This is a genomic window from Pseudomonas sp. TE3895 (genome assembly GCF_056278855.1).
Genome location: NZ_JBWBQE010000001.1, coordinates 3,286,531 through 3,304,251, shown reverse-complemented (window position 1 = coordinate 3,304,251; position 17,721 = coordinate 3,286,531). Strand labels below are relative to the sequence as shown.

Here is a 17,721-nt window from a genome sequence, read left to right as displayed (position 1 = left end):
TTGAAGGCGGAATGTGTCACATCCTCTGCTGACGCCTTATGACTCATGTCAAAAAAACGACGAAAAGGATACCTAGCACAAAGTCGCGTCAATTATACAGCATCAGGGCAGAATGAAATCAATCTGAAATGTAATGAGTTGCAAAGGTTTGTTAACAAACACCCCAAGGCCGACCTTTTCCGGGTTAAAAACAAAAGTCGGCAAAGGCAAGCCGGCAGGGCATTGGCCAGGCAAAAACCGTTTTCCGGAGACAAGCATGCTGCGTATCTTTGAACGTCGGCTCGACCCCTTCCCACCCGACGAGGTACCACCGCCGCCCGTTGGCCTGTTGCGCTTCATGTGGGCTTGTACCCGCGGCGCCCGTGGCTACATTCTGGCGCTGGCACTGCTCAGTGCCGGGGTGTCGATATACGAAGCCTGGCTGTTCGCGTTCCTCGGCCAGGTGGTCGACCTGCTCGCGTCCTGGCAGGCAGGCGGTACTGTTGGCCCCGAGGAAAGCCGTGTGCTGTGGGGTATCGGCATCGTCCTGCTGGTCAGCATCGGGCTGGTGGCGCTGCGCACCATGGTTCAGCACCAGGTGCTGGCGATCAACCTGCCGCTGCGGCTGCGTTGGGACTTTCACCGCCTGATGTTGCGCCAAAGCTTGTCGTTCTTTTCTGACGAGTTTTCTGGCCGGGTCACAACCAAGGTGATGCAGACGGCACTGGCAGTGCGCGATGTGCTGTTCACCCTTATCGAAATCCTGCCGGGGATTGGCGTGTATTTCATCGCGATCATTGCCCTGGCCGGCGGCTTTGACCTGAAACTGATGCTGCCCTTCATTGCCTGGGTCGTGCTGTTCGGCTTGGCCATGCTGTATTTCGTACCCCGGCTGGGCAAAGTCGGGCAGGAGCAGGCCAATGCCCGGTCGTCGATGACCGGGCGGGTTTCTGACGCTTACACCAACATCACCACGGTGAAACTGTTTTCGCACTCCAACCGCGAAGCGCACTTTGCGCGCGCAGCCATGGAAGACTTCAAGCAGACCGGTTTTCGCCAGATGCGCCTGGTGAGCCAGTTCGAAATCGTCAACCAGGCGCTGGTGGTGGGCTTGATCTTTGGTGCCGGTGGCTATGCACTGTGGCTGTGGCACCAGGGCCAGGTCGGCACCGGGGCCGTGGCGGCAATCACCGCCATGGCCTTGCGCGTCAACGGCATGTCGCACTGGATCATGTGGGAAATTACCTCGCTGTTCGAAAACATCGGCACCGTGCAGGACGGTATGGCCACCCTCACCCGCGGCCCCAAGGTACAGGATGCGCCGGGTGCTGCAGAGCTGGTCACCACGGGTGGCGCGGTGAGTTTCGACAAGGTCAGCTTCAACTACAACGGCGAGCGCCAGGTGCTCAATGAGCTGACGCTACACATTCGTCCAGGCGAAAAAGTCGGCTTGGTCGGCCGCTCCGGCGCCGGTAAATCCACCTTGATCAACCTGCTGCTGCGCTTCTACGACGTGGATAAGGGGGAAATACGCATCGACGGGCAGAACGTCGCCAAGGTCACGCAAGACAGCCTGCGCAGCGCCATCGGCATGGTCACTCAGGACACCTCGCTGTTGCACCGTTCGATTCGCGACAACATTGCCTATGGCCGCCCCGATGCTACCGAAGCACAGATCCGTGCTGCTGCGGCCAATGCCCAGGCCGACGGTTTCATCAGCCAGCTCAGCGACCGCCAGGGCAACAGCGGTTATGACACCCTGGTGGGTGAACGCGGTATCAAGCTGTCTGGCGGCCAACGCCAGCGCATTGCAATTGCCCGGGTGATGCTGAAGAACGCACCGATCCTGCTGCTTGACGAAGCCACCAGCGCGCTGGACTCGGAGGTGGAAGTGGCCATTCAGGAGAGCCTGGATGAGATGATGCAGGGCAAGACCGTTATCGCCATCGCCCACCGGTTGTCGACGATCGCCGCCATGGACCGACTGATCGTGATGGATGAAGGGCGCATCATCGAGCAAGGCACCCATGCCGAACTGTTGGCAAAACAGGGTACCTATGCACGGTTGTGGCAGCACCAGAGTGGCGGGTTCCTGGGTGAGGATCGGGGCGTGGCCGAGGCTGTGGAGTAAGCAGAGGCCGGGGGCAGACAGCGCATACCCAGGCTTCGAAAGCCTGCCCAGTCAATGCATTGCGCCCCTGACGATGTTCATAGTCGCTGCTCATCCGATAGCGCCGCCTGCACCCCATTGGCTGGCTGTTGCAATAAGCCTCGGGGCAAGCGGAAGCCTTTGAACGGTTGCTGGGTAATAGGATTGAAGGCTTTTTCAGCGTTAAGCCGATAGCGCATCACGCCATCTCCGGTCCGGAAGCTCAGGTCCACGCTGGTCGCCGTCCGGCCATTGAGCGCGCCGCGGCTGAGCAAGCGGAACATCGACCACGGGCCACGGTACTCCAGGCTGCTGCTGTTGCCATTTTGCCTTAGCAAGGTGAGATTGCTACGGACCTGCTGCCCCAGGGTATTGGGCCAGACAATACCCGTGATATGGCTTGGGCCATGGGTGTAGGCAATCAACTGGCCATCCAGGTCCAGCAGGCTGGTACGCTGGTTCGCACTGAGCCCCAAGGGCTCGATGCTGAACTGCACACTCAGTTGGCCACGCTGATCGAAGAAGGTTTCGCGGATGCGCTCCGCCAGCTCGAGCTGCTCGATCACGTCGGCACGAATCAGGGATTGCCCGTGCTGAGCGGACTGCAAAGCCTCAAGGTTGTCCTTCAGGAAAACCTTGAGATACCGATCATTAAACTGCTGCAGGCGCCCTTTCGGCCCGAAGAACGCCTCGAAGTCATCCAAAGAAGCATCGGGTGCCTTCACCACAAAGGGGTAGCGGCCTGCCAGGCGTTGCTGGAAAAAACTGTACACGTCAGCATCCCAACGTCGCTCCAGTTCGCGCAGTGCTTCGACGTTCAGCACCTGGGCAGTCTGGTCGGCGAGCTTTCTGACCTGGTGGCTGATAGGCTCCGGTAAACCTGTGGCAACACGTTGCAGGGTGCCGATCGGGTCCTGCCCTGTCATCGCAAAGCGCTGATGCACGGCTTGCAACGCGGCCTTGCCGCGGTCCGGGCTGTCCTGTACGGCCTTGGCGTAGTCCAGCACGGCCGCAACAGCGCCGAGGGTTTCATCGTAGTAGCTCGGCTTTTCTCCTGTCGCCTGCAGCATGGCGCCCAGGCCTGCAAACGCCCGCTGGATAGCCAACGCTTGCTGTTGCTCGGGTTTTCCGGTTGCTACCCGCAGCGTACTCAGCTCACCCGGTGATTCAACAACTGCTGGAGACGCAAGCGAGGTGTTATCCCTGACCGTATCCAGCAGCCGTTGCAACGGTGCTGCGGGGCCGGTCAACTGCTCCAGGATCGCGACACCATGGTCCAGATCACGGAAGTCAGCCACCGTAAACGCGTTCAGGGCGCGCCGCCAGCTGTCAATGTAATCGGCGCTGTAGAGGTTATACAGCCGCTCGGTCAACGCATCGCGGTCGACGTCCGAATAGTCGAGTTGACTGCGCTCCCCCAATGCCCATTGATCAACCATCGCCATTTCAGCGAAGCGTTGGCTGTGCGGCTCGAAGTAATCCCTGAAGCCCTTGGCGGTGAGCATGCCGGCCAGCCTTACATCCTCCCCCCCTTGCCTTGACCCGGAAGACGGCTGGTACACCACATCGAACGCAGGCCCTACCTGGTGGCGCAGGTCCAGCCCGGCGTGCACCTGCTCGTACGATTGTTGTTTCAGCCCAGCGTAGACCCGCTGTGGCAACGGCAATTTGCGCAACGCCTGCTGCACTTCGCTGACCCGCTGGCGGTACTGCGGCAAATCGGTATCAGCATAGGCCAAGGCGTACTTCAGGTGCTGCATGAGGTCACGCTGCAACTGACCCTGGCCAGGAAAGGCCCGTTGCCACTGACGGGCCATCCAGTCCTCGACCCATTCTGGCCGGCGGCTATTGCGGTCCTCGATCATCCGGTAAACCCTGAGCGCGGCCATTTGTTGCTCACTGCCAGGTGGTGCAGCGTTCATGGCATCGATCACACCACTGGCCAAGGCCGGCAAGAAACGTTTCGACAACAAGCTGAGGTACGCCTCATCAACCAAGGGACCAATGTTGCGCCCTTGATACAAGCCAAAATCGGCAACCACCGGCCAGGCCGCACGATAGTCGCCAAACACCGCCACCGCATCGCGAATCTGGTCCAGTGGCGCCAGCAGGTTGCGCCCGGTCGGATCAAGACGCATATCGACTTCGTGACCGCCGTACTCCTGGCTTTTGGCGAGCACACTGGCAGCCTTGGCGCCATTGATCTCGGCGTAACGCTGCCAGCTGGCAATGGCGATACTGAACGCCAGGATGCCCACACCAGAGCCCACCCACAACAAGTGGCGCTTGCTGCGCGCTACCCGAACATTGTCGCCCGCCAGCCCGGCTTCCTGGTAAATAACCCGCCTGAATGCTTGCTGGATGAAATAGACCAACGCCTTCCCCTGTGCTTTACCTTCACGCAGGGGTAGCTTCGTCGTGTAGGGCTGAGCCGCTTCACGGACAAAGGCATTGCGCATGTCGCCTTGCTGTACCACTGACGACCAGTACACACCACGCACCAAGGGTGGCGTGGTGAACCGGTCACTCGCCAGGGTTTCGCGCAAGAATGCCTGCAGTATGGGGCGCAACCCGATCAGCTGTGCATGCAGTGAGAACAGGCGTCCGCACGGTGCTGTCTTGCCCAGTACATCCAGCCGATCGATGACCTGCTCATGCAATTGGGTGAGAAGCCGCCCGTAGTGCTCGTCATACTCATCCAGCCAGGCGTCGAACGCGTCAACCGCATCCAGCTTGAAGGTGAACCCCAACAGGCTTTCACGCTTGGCGGCCGGAAGCTGGCTGTAGAACTGGTCGAAGCCGTCCAGCAGATCGAATTTGGTCAGTACCACGTACAGCGGCAGGCGCGCGCCCAATTGACTGCTCACTTCGTACAGGCGTGTGCGCAACCCATGGGCCAGCGCGACGCGCTGCTCGGGCTTGCCATGCAGCAGCGCCGGCAGGTCGACCACCAGCAACACACCATTGAGCGCCCGCTGGCTTCGCTTACGCTGCAGCCAGCCCAACAGGTGCTCCCATAACCGGGCCTGGATGCCGGGCGGCGCGGAGGCATTGGTGGGGTCGTTGGCCGCCGAGCCCACCGGTGGTTTTTGACTGATGAAAACGCCGGGCGGGTCGATGATCACGGCATCGTCGCTGACCCACCAGCCTACCGGATAGGCCAGTGCTTCAGCCTGTCGGCCCCGTGCCTGGGCCTGGTCGATACGCGTCAGGGTAAAGCGCTGATCGGTGCGGTCGATGAAGCTGCTTTTACCGGACTGTTCGTCGCCCAACACCAGGTACCAAGGCAGCCGGTACAACGCGCGTCGCCCACCGGCATTGTCGAGATACCGCTCAAGCCCCTGGCTCAAGGCCCGCTCTTGCGCCTGCACGAACGGTAGCGCGACATCCTGTTCGGCGGCCAGTGCCTGCCGGCGCTCCGTTTGCAGGCGGCGAAAGCGCGTGCGCAGCACCCCAAGCCAGCACAGAAGCGGCACCAGCACGAGCACCAGGCTTGCCACGCTGCGATGAGCCACACTTGCCAGCGGCTGCTGCTCCCGCCACGTCCATTGCGGGCCAAGCCACCAGATAGCGACCAGCATCAGCAAGGCGCCAAGCCCTAGCAGCAGCGGCAGCGCCAGGCCAATGCGCGTTACCCACGGCCAGCCCCAACGTTTGAGTTGCGTCCATATTTGATTCATCGAGGCTCCTGATCCTTGTCTTGAACTGCCAGCACTGGGGATGCCGCGTACTGCTGAAGCCGCTGAAACACCTCGGGCTCCCACGCACTGGCGGTGGTTTGCTGCATGGTTCGGGCAACGTTGGCGCACAGGTCCTGGGCCAGCCAGGACACACCCCGCGCGGCCAGCAGATCAGCTGCAATCACGGTGGTGTGGCAGCGCTCACGGGGAGCACGAAAGCCCGCTTGCAGCCCTTGCAGCCGAAGGAGCAGCGGTTCTACGCCACCGGTTTCCAGCTGGCTGACCAACTCCTCGCGCAAGCCGCTGAACTCCTGGGGGGTTGCACCTTGGCCAGACGGCCCTTGCGTGCCCTTGAGCCAGGCCAGGCACTGGTCGTCGACAAATACCAGCCCGTCGCTGAAGCACAACTGCTGCAGCGACGGCATGCGCTGTACAAACCGGGCGGTGGCACAACGGATGGCTTCGGCCACCTCGCACATCGCCAGCTGTGTGGCGACGGTCGCAGCCAGAAAGCTGCCACGAATCCAGAAGGGGCAAGCCGTCAGGCTCTTTTCAATACGCTGCAGCAAGGCGGGGTCAACCGCCTTACTGGCAATGGCCTCTTCATAGACCCGCGTGATGTCCAGCGGCACCGCCATCAATTCCGTACGGTTGCCCTGCCTGACCTGGGGAGCAATCTGAATGTGCGCCCACAAACCGAAACGCCGTACCTGATAGCCGGTAGCGTCGTAAGGGTCCTGCTGGTTGATGAGCTCGGCCATGGACAGCACGGCCCGCCGTGTCTCACGCTCATTGCCCATCGACATGCGTGACACGGGTGTGGCGATGACATCGGCCAACGGCGCAGGCTTCTCGGTTGCAGCCGGCGCTTTGGGCACAGCAGCCTCGCCAACACCGTTGGCAAGTTCCGAGTACTTGCCTAGCAGGCGCTCAAGTTCGCCCAGTGCTGCCGTGTCCAGCTGCACCGTTTCCTGTTGTTGCAGGCGTTTCAAGGCAGCCTGCGCTGCCGCTGCGTGGGTCGGGGTGTAGGTAAAACGATCAAGACGCGGGAGCGCCTCGGCCAAGCGATCGATCACCAGGGCAACCAGCTTGCGTTTGCCCAGGAAGCCTTTCGGTCCCGGCTTGGGATGAGCGGCTTCCCAATAGCACTCGAGCATGCCGGCCAGCAACGCCAAGGTGCATCCCCACTGCTCCCAGCAGCCGCTACGCAACCATGCGGCACTCAGGTGCGCAACGATTCGCAAGTGCTTGCATTGCTGGCTCAGGTACTGACGGGACGCGTCTTCGATGTAGACCCAGTCGATCGAGGCTTCCTGCAGCCCACCCAGCTTGACCATCTCCTGATCAATGGCCTGATAGGTTTCGTCCTCGACATCGAACAGGCCAGCCGGAACTGCCGGATCAATCGGCGCGAGCAACCGAGTGACCTCTTCCCCGGATACCTGCGCTACCACCGACATGTGCTTCGCGCCCGGCTGATCAAGGGGTCCAGGCCTTGCGCATCGAAGGTCAGCCCGTCGACCTCGCCGTAATCACTCACAACCTCGATACGCTGGGCACCGATCAGCTTCCTGATCTGTTCGATGGCGGGCAGGCCCCGCCCGGCATCGAGCACTTGGCCGTTCTCCATCACTTGCCAGGACGTCTCACGGGTAGACCAGCCCTCCCCGCTCAGGCGTACCTTGACCCAGCTTGCTTCGATCGGGCGCCTGGCAATCAGCTGTAGCCGGGAGATGGCCTGGATGCAACTGATTGCCATGTAAGCACGTTCATCACCCGATGCGATGGCGGGCGCCGAAATCACAAGCGCTGGTGCGCCTGCCCCGTCCTGGGTCTGGCTCCCGATGCGAAACGTCAGGTCATCCGGTGCCCGTTCAGCTTCATTTGCCATCACACGCAACACAGTGGGGGCCTGCTGCTCCGGTGCAGACCACTGCCGTTTTGGCGTGTACGCCGGGGTGCCAGCAGCCTGATCGAAACAGGCCAGTCGCTCGACGTTGGAAACAATCCGGGGACAGTCCCGCGTGGAGCCTGCCAGCACCGGCTGCAGACAAAACAGCAACGAGAGACCGGCGCCATATGCACAGCGGTTAATCATCCTGAATTTACTCTCTGAATAGTACAAAAGGCCTATACGGCGCAAAGAACTTTCCTACAAATAGATAGCAATGCCCATGCGTCCGCGCGACCAATTAAAACAAATCCAGCAGAAGCCTATTACACAGTACCGAATGCACACAAACAAATATTTCTTTACATCTTAATGCTCGACCAAAGAGCACTATTCCGTGCATCGTTTTCATAGGGAACGGACAAATAACCCAACCCATTAATCATATGTGGGAATCTTCCTACAAGACCGAGACAACAATAAACACAACTAGCACCTGAACATCCTACAGCCCAACAGGGAGTTGCGTACCGATGTCTAAAAATACGGGATCCGTTGCGCCGAAAGAACGCGTCAATATCAAGTATGTCCCCGCTACCAGCGATGAGCAGGCTGAGGTGGAGCTGCCGCACAAGATGCTGGTGCTGGGCGACTTCGGCCTGGATGACAACCGTGCGCTTGAGGACCGTCAGGTCATGCGCATCGATAAACATACATTCAACAGCGTGTTGAACGACGCCAACGTGAGCCTGGACGTAACGGTACCGTCCAGGCTTGGCACCGCCCCGGATACCGAGCTGGCCGTCCACCTTCAGTTCAGGTCCATCAACGATTTCGGGCCGGACCGGATCGCGCGCCAGGTGCCCGAGCTGAACAAGCTGCTGGAGCTGCGCGAAGCACTGGTCGCCCTGAAAGGCCCGCTGGGTAACGTCCCGGCCTTCCGCAAGCAATTGCAGCACCTGCTTAACAACGAGCAGGCGCGTAAGCAGCTCGCCCAAGAACTGGACCTGGTGCTCGAGGCGCCAGAACAAGATTGAGACAACGGAGCGTCCACATGCCCAAGCCAAGCAGCACCGCCATCACCACAGACGCAACGGCCGACACATTGAGCAATGCCACCTTGCTCGACCAGATCATGGCAGAAACCAAACTGGTACCTGCCCAGGAGGGCTACCAAATTGCCAGGCAGGGCGTATCTGCCTTCATCACCGAAATCCTCAAGAGCAATGACCCAGATCAACTGATCAACAAGCACCGAGCCGACCAGATGATTGCCGAAATCGACCGAATGCTCGGCAAACAGATGGATGCCATTCTGCATCAGCCTGAGTTCCAGCAGCTTGAATCATCATGGCGCAGCCTGAAACTTCTGGTCGACCGCACGGACTTCAGGGAGAACATCAAGCTTGAAGTCTTGCATGTCAGTAAAGAGGACCTGCTCGACGACTTCGAAAATGCTGCTGACATTACCTGCAGCGGTATCTACAAGCATGTTTACACCGCGGGTTATGGCCAATTCGGGGGAGAGCCGGTTGCGGCCATGGTAGGCAACTACAACTTCGGCCCCTCTTCCCCTGACATCAAGTTGCTAAGTTACATGGCCTCCGTTGGCGCCATGTCCCATGCCCCTTTTCTTGCTGCACCTGCCCCCGAATTCTTCAATTTGAACAGCTTCGAGGAGCTGCCTAACCTCAAGGAAATAAAAGACCTCTTCGCCGGCCCTCGGCATGCCAAGTGGCGCGCTTTTCGTGAAAGCGAAGACGCCCGCCACGTCGCCCTGACCGGGCCGCGCTTCATGCTTCGCTCCGCTTACCACCCGCAGGAACAACCGATCGAGAGCTTCAACTACAACGAAGACATCGCCGGGCAGCACGACAACTACCTGTGGGGCAATTCTGCTTTTCTGTTAGCCAGTTGCATCAACGACAGCTTCGCCCGCTACCGCTGGTGCCCGAACATCATCGGCCCCCAATCCGGCGGTGCTGTCGAAGACTTGCCGGTCCATCTGTACGAATCCCTGGGCCAGTTGCAGGCCAAGATTCCTACCGAGGTGCTGATATCCGACCGCAAGGAATTCGAACTGGCCGAAGAGGGCTTCATCGCCCTGACCATGCGTAAAGACAGCGACAACGCCGCGTTCTTCTCCGCCAACTCGGTACAAAAGCCCAAGCACTTCCCGAAAACCCCTGAGGGGCTTCAGGCACAGACCAACTACAAGCTGGGTACCCAGTTGCCCTACCTGTTCATCGTCAACCGGCTCGCCCACTACATCAAGGTGCTGCAGCGCGAGCAGATCGGCAGTTGGAAAGAGCGCCGTGACCTTGAGTCCGAGCTGAACAAATGGATCAAGCAGTACGTCGCCGACCAGGAGAACCCGTCTGCCGACGTTCGCAGCCGCCGGCCGCTGCGTGCCGCCCGTATTGAGGTCTCGGATGTTGCGGGTGACCCGGGCTGGTACCAGGTTTCGCTCGCCGTACGCCCGCACTTCAAGTACATGGGCGCGAACTTCGAGATTTCCCTGGTCGGGCGGCTCGATACGCAATGAGTGGTCTTTTTGATCGCCTGATGGTGGACCAGTGCACCCGCCGGGAGGCCTCCCGACGCGAGAGCGCTTCCCACAAGTTCGCCGCCATCAAGCGCCACCTCGAAACGCTGCTGAATGCTCGCCAGGGGTGCTCCCAGAGCAGCCCTGAGCTGGGCCTGCGCGACTTCAACGGGCATGACGTGAGCAACGGCGACTTGCTTGTGCAGGTGAGCGCGGATATCCGCCGCACCCTCCAGCGCTTCGAGCCGCGCATACAGGTACGCACGCTCAACGCAGTGCCCGATACCCATGCCCCGCTGGAGCTGCATTTCAGGCTGGATTGCCTGGTACAGGTCAACAACCACGCAGAGCAGCTGCAACTCGAGCTGCTGGTCGATGGGCACAACCGCTACACGCGCGTGAGGTGACCCATGTCACTGAGAGACCGTTTCAGCGAAGAACTGCGTTACCTGCACGAACTGGGGAACGACTTTGCCAAGGACAACCCACAACTCGCGCGGTTGCTTGGCAAAGGCGCCAGCGACCCCGATGTCGAACGCCTGATGGAAGCCTTTGCGCTCCTGACCGCCAAGCTACGGCTGAAGCTGGAAGACGACTTGCCAGAGCTGACCCATCCCATGCTGCAGTTGCTGTGGCCGAACTACCTGCGGCCGATGCCCAGCGCGACGATCATCAAGTTCAGCCCGGTGAGGCAATCCCTCAGCCAGTCACAGCGCATCCCAAAGGGGTCGCAGCTGTTCTCGAAACCGGTAGACGGCGTGGCCTGCGAGTTCCGCACCTGTACAGCGGTCAACATTTATCCGTTTGAGATCGACACGGTGGCAGCCACCCAGACATCCGACAGTTCTGTGATCTGCATCGGCCTTCAATCACTGGTCGAGCGGCCGTTGAACAGCCTGGGCTGTACTAGCCTCGACTTTTACCTCAGCGGCGATGCCCGAACCGCTCGCACGCTTTACCTGTGGGTTTCTCAATACCTCAAGCATGTCAGCGTGACCATCAATGGCGAGGTTCGTCGGCTGCCGGCAAATAGCATCGCATTCCCAGGGTTCAGCCCCAACGACGCCTTGCTGCCTTATCCACAGAACGTCTTTGATGGCTACCGCATCCTGCAGGAATACTTCGCGTTCCCTCAACGTTTTCACTTTTTCAGCGTTACCGGGCTGGAAAAAATCTGGCCAGCTCATGGCAGCCAGCAGGTAAACCTCGAATTTCTCTTCACGCGCCAGCTACCCGACTCGCTGCGTGTCGGCAAAGCAGATTTCAACCTGTTCTGCGCACCTGCGGTCAACCTGTTCCAGCACAGCGCCGAGCCCATCGACCTGTCCGGCAAGGACGCCATGGTTCCACTGAAGCCCAAGGGCACAGCGCCGCACGGCTACGAAATCTTCAGTGTCGACCAGGTGATCAGCACCCGAACGACGACTGACGGGAACACCGGTGAGCACCTTCGGACCTTCCGTCCCTTCGAGTCATTCGCCCATGAAATCGAGCACGTCCAGGGGCGCACGGCGCTGTATTACCGCTGCCAGCTGGAAGAGTGCCTGCACGGCAATGGCGTCATGCATCGAATCGCCTTCGTCCGCGCCGACGCCAACAGCTACATAGGCGAGCTGGAAACCGCGTCCATCGACCTCACTTGCACTAATCGGGACCTCCCGCTGGCGCTGGGCATCGATGACATCAACGTTCTGACCGAACTTACGCCGCCTCTGGCCACCTACACCAATCTCTGTACACCCACCCGCCCCTGTCGCCCGGTGCTGGACGGCCAGTTGCAGTGGGCGTTGATCTCCAACATGTCGCTCAACTACCTGTCCATGCTCTCGGTAGAGCCGCTGAAAGCGGTGATCCGCGCCTATGACTTCATGGCCCTGCATGACATCCAGCAGGCCCGCACCACCCGTAAACGCCTGGAAGGTATGCGCGACATTCATACGCAGCCCATGGATTGGCTGATCAAGGGGCAACCCATTCGCGGCCTGCACACCCGGCTGAAACTGGACCAGGCCGCCTTCCTCTGCGAAGGCGACTTGTACCTGTTCAGCTGTGTGCTCGCGCACTTCTTCGCCCTGTACGCCAGCATCAATTCCTTCCACCAGCTGGAAGTGATCAACACCACCAATAACGAGCACTACACATGGCCAATACAGACCGGCAAGCAACCGCTGATCTAGCCGACAAGCTGCTCTGCAAAGCGCACCAGTACAACTTCTTCCAGTTGCTGGAGCGGTTGCACGGGCTGCATGGCGATGACCTGGAACCGCGTTGGCCGGACAAGGCCACCCGGCTGCGCGTGCGCCTGGCCTGCGACCCACGGCTGACCTTCCCTGTATCGGACGTGTACAAAGCCCAGCGAATGCCCGCTGAGGACGAGCGCTACCGCGTCGTTGCCACGTTCCTGGGGTTGCACGGCACCGATTCGCCATTGCCCACCTATTACCTGGAACAGGTGGCGTATGAACATGCGCATGGCATCGGTGTACGGCCGGCCTTCTTCGACTTCTTCAACCACTACCTGCTCAGCCTGTTGCACCGTATCTGGCGCAAGTACCGCTATTACATCCGCTTCCAGCCAGGTGCCAGTGACGGGTTCTCGCAGTACGTGTTTGCCCTGCTGGGGCTTAACGACAAGCAGTTGCGAGGGGACACGGCGCTGCCCTGGAGCCGCCTGCTCAGTTTTGCCGGCGTGATCGCCAGCCGCAGCCGTGCGCCGGGCACTGTGGCCGGCATCATTGCGCACTGCTTCGACCTCAAGCAGGTGCACATCCGCGAGTTCGAGACGCGATCAGTCGTCACGCCGTCCAGGCAGCTTGCAAGGCTGGGGCGGACCAACGGCCAGCTGGGCAGCACGTTCATGATCGGCAGCCGCACGCGCACTCGCAGCAGCAAGTTCACCATCGTGATCAGCGAACTCGACCAGACACAGCTGCGGGACTTGCTGCCCAGCGGCATCAACTTCGGCCGTTTGCGTGCACTGATCGACTTTCTGCTGCGTGACGGGCTGGCCTACGACCTGGAACTGCGCCTTAAGCAGAGCGCGTTGTCCCCCTTCTGCTTGCACCGCAGCCAGGGCGCATACCTGGGCTGGACCAGCTTCGTCGACGACCGGCATGGCCAGATCAGCCCGGTTGTACGCATCCGGGGGCGCTCATGAACACAGTCACCTTGAGCATCACCAACCTCGACCAACTGCAGCACGGCGTTACTGCTCGGCACCTGTTCGATTGCAAGGGCGGCACCATCGGCAGCGGGCGAGCAAACTGGCAGATCAATGACCGCGATCAGACCGTTGCGCCCATCCACTGCGAAATCCGCTGGATCGAAGGCAGCTTCTGCGTGATCGACCACTGCCACCGCACCTACCTCAATGGCAGTGCCAACAGCCTGGGGCCGCTTCCACCCAGACGCCTGGTTGAGGGTGACCAGCTTCTCATTGGTACCTATCGGCTACAGGTTCAGTACACCCAGGATCAGGCCTGCACGCGCTCGCTGGAGGACCTGTTCAACCCGGACCCGAGGGTGCTCGACCGCCTGATAGCGGAAGCGCCTGCACCCGCTTGGCCGGCACAGCCTTCTGCCCCCCAACCAGCCGTCGAGATCTCCTCGGTCTTCAAAGCAGCCAAGGGGAATGACCCTCTGGCAGCGCTGGACGCAGCAGACGGTGAAGGGGCACTCCGAGAAAGCCCGCTGCAGCGCCTGATTGCCGGAGCATACCCATGAAGCCTCATCCACTTCTGCTCGCCACCCTGCTGCTTGCGCTGGTCGTGCCCACCGGCTGTACCTCTTTGAGCAGAATGAGCCAGGTGGCCATGGACCACTCGTTGCCCATCGGGCCGCCCCAGGATCACCCGACCGAGGTCGCATTCAGCATCAATGCCAGCCCTACCCTCAACGGCAATCCGAACAGCCTTGACGTCGCAGCCGAACTGGATAGCGCCCTGGAGCCCAGCCCCTACGCTGTAACCCTGAGTGCTGGCGACCCCTATGCGTTGACCGAAAAAATCGGGGTTCTGTTCGAATACCTGCAAGCGCAATTCCCGGCCATGTCCCCCGTCGAGCTGGACGAAGGAGACGAAAGCGACCCGGCGCGCTCGCCCCTGGAAGAAAGCGGCCCCGGCAGCTACGACGACCCTCAGGTGGCGTTGACCTTGCCGCGCACCACAAGCGTTGCCTCAGCGCTGGTCGCTACGCCTATTGCCATCACGATCCTGCAACTGCGCGACGACTCACTGCTGCGCAACACCGTGTACCAGCTACTGGAGCAGGACCCGGCCAAAGCGCTGCGCAGTACCTACATCCGCAGTGACGATTACCTGCTGCGCCCTGGCCAGTTCAAGTACATCCCGTTCGAGCCTATCCACGCCGAAACCCGCTTCGTCGCGGTGATTGCCGATTACCGAGGGCATGAAAACGCCAGTTGGCGGCAAGTTCTGCGCATTCCGCCGCGTGGCCGCCAGATCATGCTGTCGGTGCTGGTCAACGACACGCACATCGTGCTCAAGGAAGAAGACTGATGGCGCCTCAACACCCTTTGCCCTTCCTGCTTACTCACGCTGACACGGAGCGCCCATGAGTTCACGCAATCCCGTTCTCTGGCCCGAAGGCCTGTTCGTCAAACCACAGCATTTCCAACAGGCGACCAGGGCCAGCGAAGCAGCCCTGCACCAGCGCCTCGCCAGCCTCAACGCAGCCTTCTACGGCTTCAGCGAACTTCAGTTGAGCGACGAATACCTGAGCCTGGGCAAAGTCGCCATCACCCGGGCGCGAGGTGTGATGCCGGACGGCACGGTGTTCGACATTCCCGCCGACCTGCCGCCACCGCCGCCGCTGGAAATCGGCGACAACGCGTGCAAAGACAGTGAGGTGTATCTGTGCCTGCCGCTGCGTACCGATGGCGGCCGCGAAGTGAGCTGGCCCGACAATGCAGCCAATTTCCGCTATACCGCCCAGGCACAGGAAATCAAGGATACCCACACCGCTGACGGTGACCTGGTGCAGGTAGACCTTGCGGTGCCCAACCTGCAGCTCAAACGCAAGACCGAAGACAGCAGCGCCTACACCCGCCTGGCCCTGGCACGTATTCTGGAACGGCGCCCCGACGGCAGCCTGCAACTGGACGAAGCGTTCTACCCCACCAGCGTTTCGGTGCGGGCGGTGCCAGCGCTGCAGCGGTTTCTTGAAGAAATCACCCATACCTTGCGCGAGCGGGCGCGCGGCCTCGCCACGCGGATTGGTGCATCGGGCCAGTCCGGGATCGCCGACATTCGCGACTTCAACCTGCTGCAGGCCATGAACCGTTGGTGGCCATGCTTCCAGCATCTGGCCAGGCAAGCGCAAACGCACCCCGAGCAGCTGTACCTGTGCATGAGCCAGGCCTGCGGCGAATTCGTCACCTTCACCGACCAGAACAGGCTCCCGCAGGAGTACCCCGCCTATCACCACACCGCGCTGCGCACCTCTTTCAAACCACTGGAAGACACCTTGCGTCGGTCTCTGAGCACCGTCTTGCGGCCACGCGCTGTTTCACTACCGCTGGAGAGCGAACAATTCGGTGTGATGACGACCACGCTGGAAGACCGCCGGCTGATCGACGAAGCCGACTTCATCCTCGCCGTGCGCGCCAGCATGCCACCACAGGCGTTGCGCCAGATGTTCATCCAGAAAGCCAAGATCACCTCGCTTGAGTCACTGAATGACCTGGTGCCGCTGCAATTGCCGGGCATCCCTTTGTTGCCATTACCCGTGGCGCCCCGCGACCTGCCCTTCCATGCGGGCTTCAGCTACTTCGAGCTGGACCGACGTGACCCGGCCTGGGCGTGCATGAGCAAGGCGAATGGCTTCGGCATCCACATTGCGGGCGACTTCCCAGGGCTTGAACTGCAGTTCTGGGCGATCAGGAGTGAGTGACATGGGAAATGACAACAATACGCCCACCGATGAAAACAACGCTGCAGTCAACGCGCTCGATTCAACCCTTGAAAAGCCAGTACTCGCCCCCTGGGCTGCGGCAACCAATGCGCAAGTATCCACGGACAAACCTGAGCCTGAGCCCTTTTCCGAAGGCTACCCCGCTGACCCGGAATTTCAGCTGCGGGGCGGCTTCGCCAACCTGATGCTGGATGCCGCATCACCGTTGTTCGGCTTAGTCATACGCCTGCGTACGCTGGACGAGCTGCCAAATATCCAGGACGTGCACCAGCAAGTGCGCGGCCAGATCGACAACATTCAGGAAGAACTGCGCCAGCACGGTTACGAGCCCGCCCAGCTGTTGGCGTACTCCTACGGTCTGTGCCTGTTCATAGACGAGGCCGTTATGGAGCGGCCCTGGGGTAAGAGCAGCTGCTGGAGCCAGGAGCCGCTGCTCAGCATCTTCCACGACGAGACCTGGGGTGGAGAAAAAATCTTCACGGTGATTACCCGCCTGATGCAGGAGCCCAAGCGTTACCAGGACGTACTGGAGTTCATGTACTACGCCCTGTGCCTTGGGCTGAAGGGCAAGTACGCGCTCGCGCCGAAAGGCGAAGAAACACTCAACGCATTGATTCACCAACTGCACGGGATCATCCGCGAACTGCGCGGCCCTACCCCCGAAGAAGTCTGCGACCCCTACACCAATGTGGCCCCACGCAACTTCCGCATGAACCGGCAATGGCCCTGGTGGAGCCCCTTGGTGATTTCCGCCATCGCCATGGCGGTGGCTTACAGCATCTACAGCTATCGCCTGCACCTGATTACCACCGAAGTGCTGGAGTCGCTGAACGGCATTTTGCAGCAATAGCCAACCGTGACACAGCACCGCTGAATGCAACGAATTAGCGAGGTTTTTGCCTCGCTGACAAGCCCATCGTTTCCGATGGCCACGCCACCGTGGTGCGCGTGCTTTACCCACATGGACGCAGGAGTAACTGCCATGCCAACACCCGCTTACATCAAGATCGTAGGCCAGACCCAAGGCAACATCACCGCGGGCGCCTTCACCGCTGACTCCGTCGGCAACGTGTTCCAACAAGGCCATGAAGATCAAATTCTGGTTCAGGAAATCAAGCATGAGGTGACTACGCCCACTGACCCCCAGAGCGGTCAACCGAGTGGCCAGCGCGTGCATAAGCCTTTCATATTCACCAGTTCACTGAACAAAGCTACGCCCCTGATGTATCAGGCACTTGCCACCGGCGAAATGTTGCCAACGGTCGAAGTCAGCTGGTATCGCACCTCGGAGGAAGGCAAACAAGAGCACTTTTTCACGACCACGCTAGAAGACGCCACCATCGTCAGCATCAATACCGTGCTTCCCCACGCACTCGACAAAGACAATGAAAACTACACACAACTGATTGAAGTATCCCTGGCGTATCGAAAGATCACGTGGGCTCACGATGTAGCCAATACCGAAGGTTCTGACGACTGGCGCAATCCGATCGCCTGATCTAACTGAAACGCCCCAGGCAGGCTCGCTCTGCCTGGGCTTTTCGAA

15 protein-coding genes are annotated in these 17,721 nt (G+C 60.4%); 11 read left to right on the top strand and 4 right to left on the bottom strand.

Translation table 11 applies throughout. The features are described 5' to 3' along the window. Positions 1–102 precede the first annotated feature (102 nt). A complete protein-coding gene (locus tag ACZ889_RS14830; protein WP_162996129.1) occupies positions 103–258 on the bottom strand; it encodes a hypothetical protein in 156 nt (51 codons plus the stop codon). On the opposite strand from ACZ889_RS14830, the gene ACZ889_RS14825 reads away from it, so the two are divergent. Continuing rightward, entirely contained in the window at positions 257–2,110 is a 1,854-nt protein-coding gene (locus ACZ889_RS14825; protein ID WP_047603023.1) for an ABC transporter ATP-binding protein, read from the top strand. The genes ACZ889_RS14830 and ACZ889_RS14825 overlap by 2 nt on opposite strands. A gap of 77 nt (positions 2,111–2,187) precedes the next feature. Here ACZ889_RS14825 and tssM read toward each other — a convergent pair whose 3' ends face one another. The 3 genes from tssM to vasI are packed head-to-tail and all read right to left on the bottom strand — an operon-like array spanning position 2,188 to position 7,906. Next, positions 2,188–5,808 (bottom strand): type VI secretion system membrane subunit TssM, encoded by a 3,621-nt coding sequence (tssM, locus tag ACZ889_RS14820; RefSeq protein WP_476257511.1) that lies wholly within the window; start codon positions 5,806–5,808, stop codon positions 2,188–2,190. Further along, on the bottom strand, positions 5,805–7,268 hold the full coding sequence (gene tssA / locus ACZ889_RS14815; protein ID WP_476257510.1) for a type VI secretion system protein TssA: 1,464 nt from the start codon (positions 7,266–7,268) through the stop codon (positions 5,805–5,807). Before tssA ends, tssM begins: the two co-directional genes overlap by 4 nt. After that, positions 7,256–7,906 (bottom strand): type VI secretion system-associated protein VasI, encoded by a 651-nt coding sequence (gene vasI, locus ACZ889_RS14810; RefSeq protein ID WP_179053565.1) that lies wholly within the window; start codon positions 7,904–7,906, stop codon positions 7,256–7,258. Before vasI ends, tssA begins: the two co-directional genes overlap by 13 nt. A 326-nt stretch (positions 7,907–8,232) precedes the next feature. Between vasI and tssB the strand changes: the two genes are divergently transcribed. From tssB to ACZ889_RS14760, 10 genes are all read left to right on the top strand, one after another. Then, entirely contained in the window at positions 8,233–8,736 is a 504-nt protein-coding gene (gene tssB, locus ACZ889_RS14805; RefSeq protein WP_108078351.1) for a type VI secretion system contractile sheath small subunit, read from the top strand. Positions 8,737–8,753: 17 nt separating this feature from the next. Then, positions 8,754–10,244 (top strand): type VI secretion system contractile sheath large subunit, encoded by a 1,491-nt coding sequence (gene tssC, locus ACZ889_RS14800; protein WP_020191642.1) that lies wholly within the window; start codon positions 8,754–8,756, stop codon positions 10,242–10,244. After that, positions 10,241–10,651 carry a type VI secretion system baseplate subunit TssE gene (tssE, locus tag ACZ889_RS14795; protein WP_010953542.1) on the top strand — a complete coding sequence of 137 codons (411 nt, stop codon included), beginning with the start codon at positions 10,241–10,243 and terminating at the stop codon, positions 10,649–10,651. The genes tssC and tssE overlap by 4 nt, the downstream gene beginning before the upstream one ends. Positions 10,652–10,654: 3 nt before the next feature. Then, positions 10,655–12,421, top strand: a complete 1,767-nt coding sequence (gene tssF / locus ACZ889_RS14790; protein ID WP_476257509.1) for a type VI secretion system baseplate subunit TssF — start codon at positions 10,655–10,657, stop codon at positions 12,419–12,421. Further along, positions 12,385–13,401, top strand: coding sequence for a type VI secretion system baseplate subunit TssG (gene tssG / locus ACZ889_RS14785; RefSeq protein ID WP_476257508.1), 1,017 nt, complete (start codon positions 12,385–12,387; stop codon positions 13,399–13,401). Before tssF ends, tssG begins: the two co-directional genes overlap by 37 nt. Then, a complete protein-coding gene (locus ACZ889_RS14780) occupies positions 13,398–13,967 on the top strand; it encodes an FHA domain-containing protein (RefSeq protein WP_476257507.1) in 570 nt (189 codons plus the stop codon). Before tssG ends, ACZ889_RS14780 begins: the two co-directional genes overlap by 4 nt. Continuing rightward, positions 13,964–14,761, top strand: coding sequence for a type VI secretion system lipoprotein TssJ (gene tssJ / locus ACZ889_RS14775; protein WP_476257506.1), 798 nt, complete (start codon positions 13,964–13,966; stop codon positions 14,759–14,761). The genes ACZ889_RS14780 and tssJ overlap by 4 nt, the downstream gene beginning before the upstream one ends. Before the next feature lie 55 nt (positions 14,762–14,816). Further along, the gene (gene tssK, locus ACZ889_RS14770; protein WP_476257505.1) at positions 14,817–16,154 is read left to right on the top strand and encodes a type VI secretion system baseplate subunit TssK; all 1,338 of its coding nucleotides are present in this window, start codon (positions 14,817–14,819) and stop codon (positions 16,152–16,154) included. Between the two features lies 1 nt (position 16,155). After that, entirely contained in the window at positions 16,156–17,025 is an 870-nt protein-coding gene (icmH, locus tag ACZ889_RS14765) for a type IVB secretion system protein IcmH/DotU (protein ID WP_476257504.1), read from the top strand. 132 nt (positions 17,026–17,157) lie between these two features. Continuing rightward, positions 17,158–17,673: an Hcp family type VI secretion system effector gene (locus ACZ889_RS14760; RefSeq protein WP_012052029.1), complete on the top strand. Its 516-nt coding sequence runs from the start codon at positions 17,158–17,160 to the stop codon at positions 17,671–17,673. Positions 17,674–17,721 lie beyond the last annotated feature (48 nt).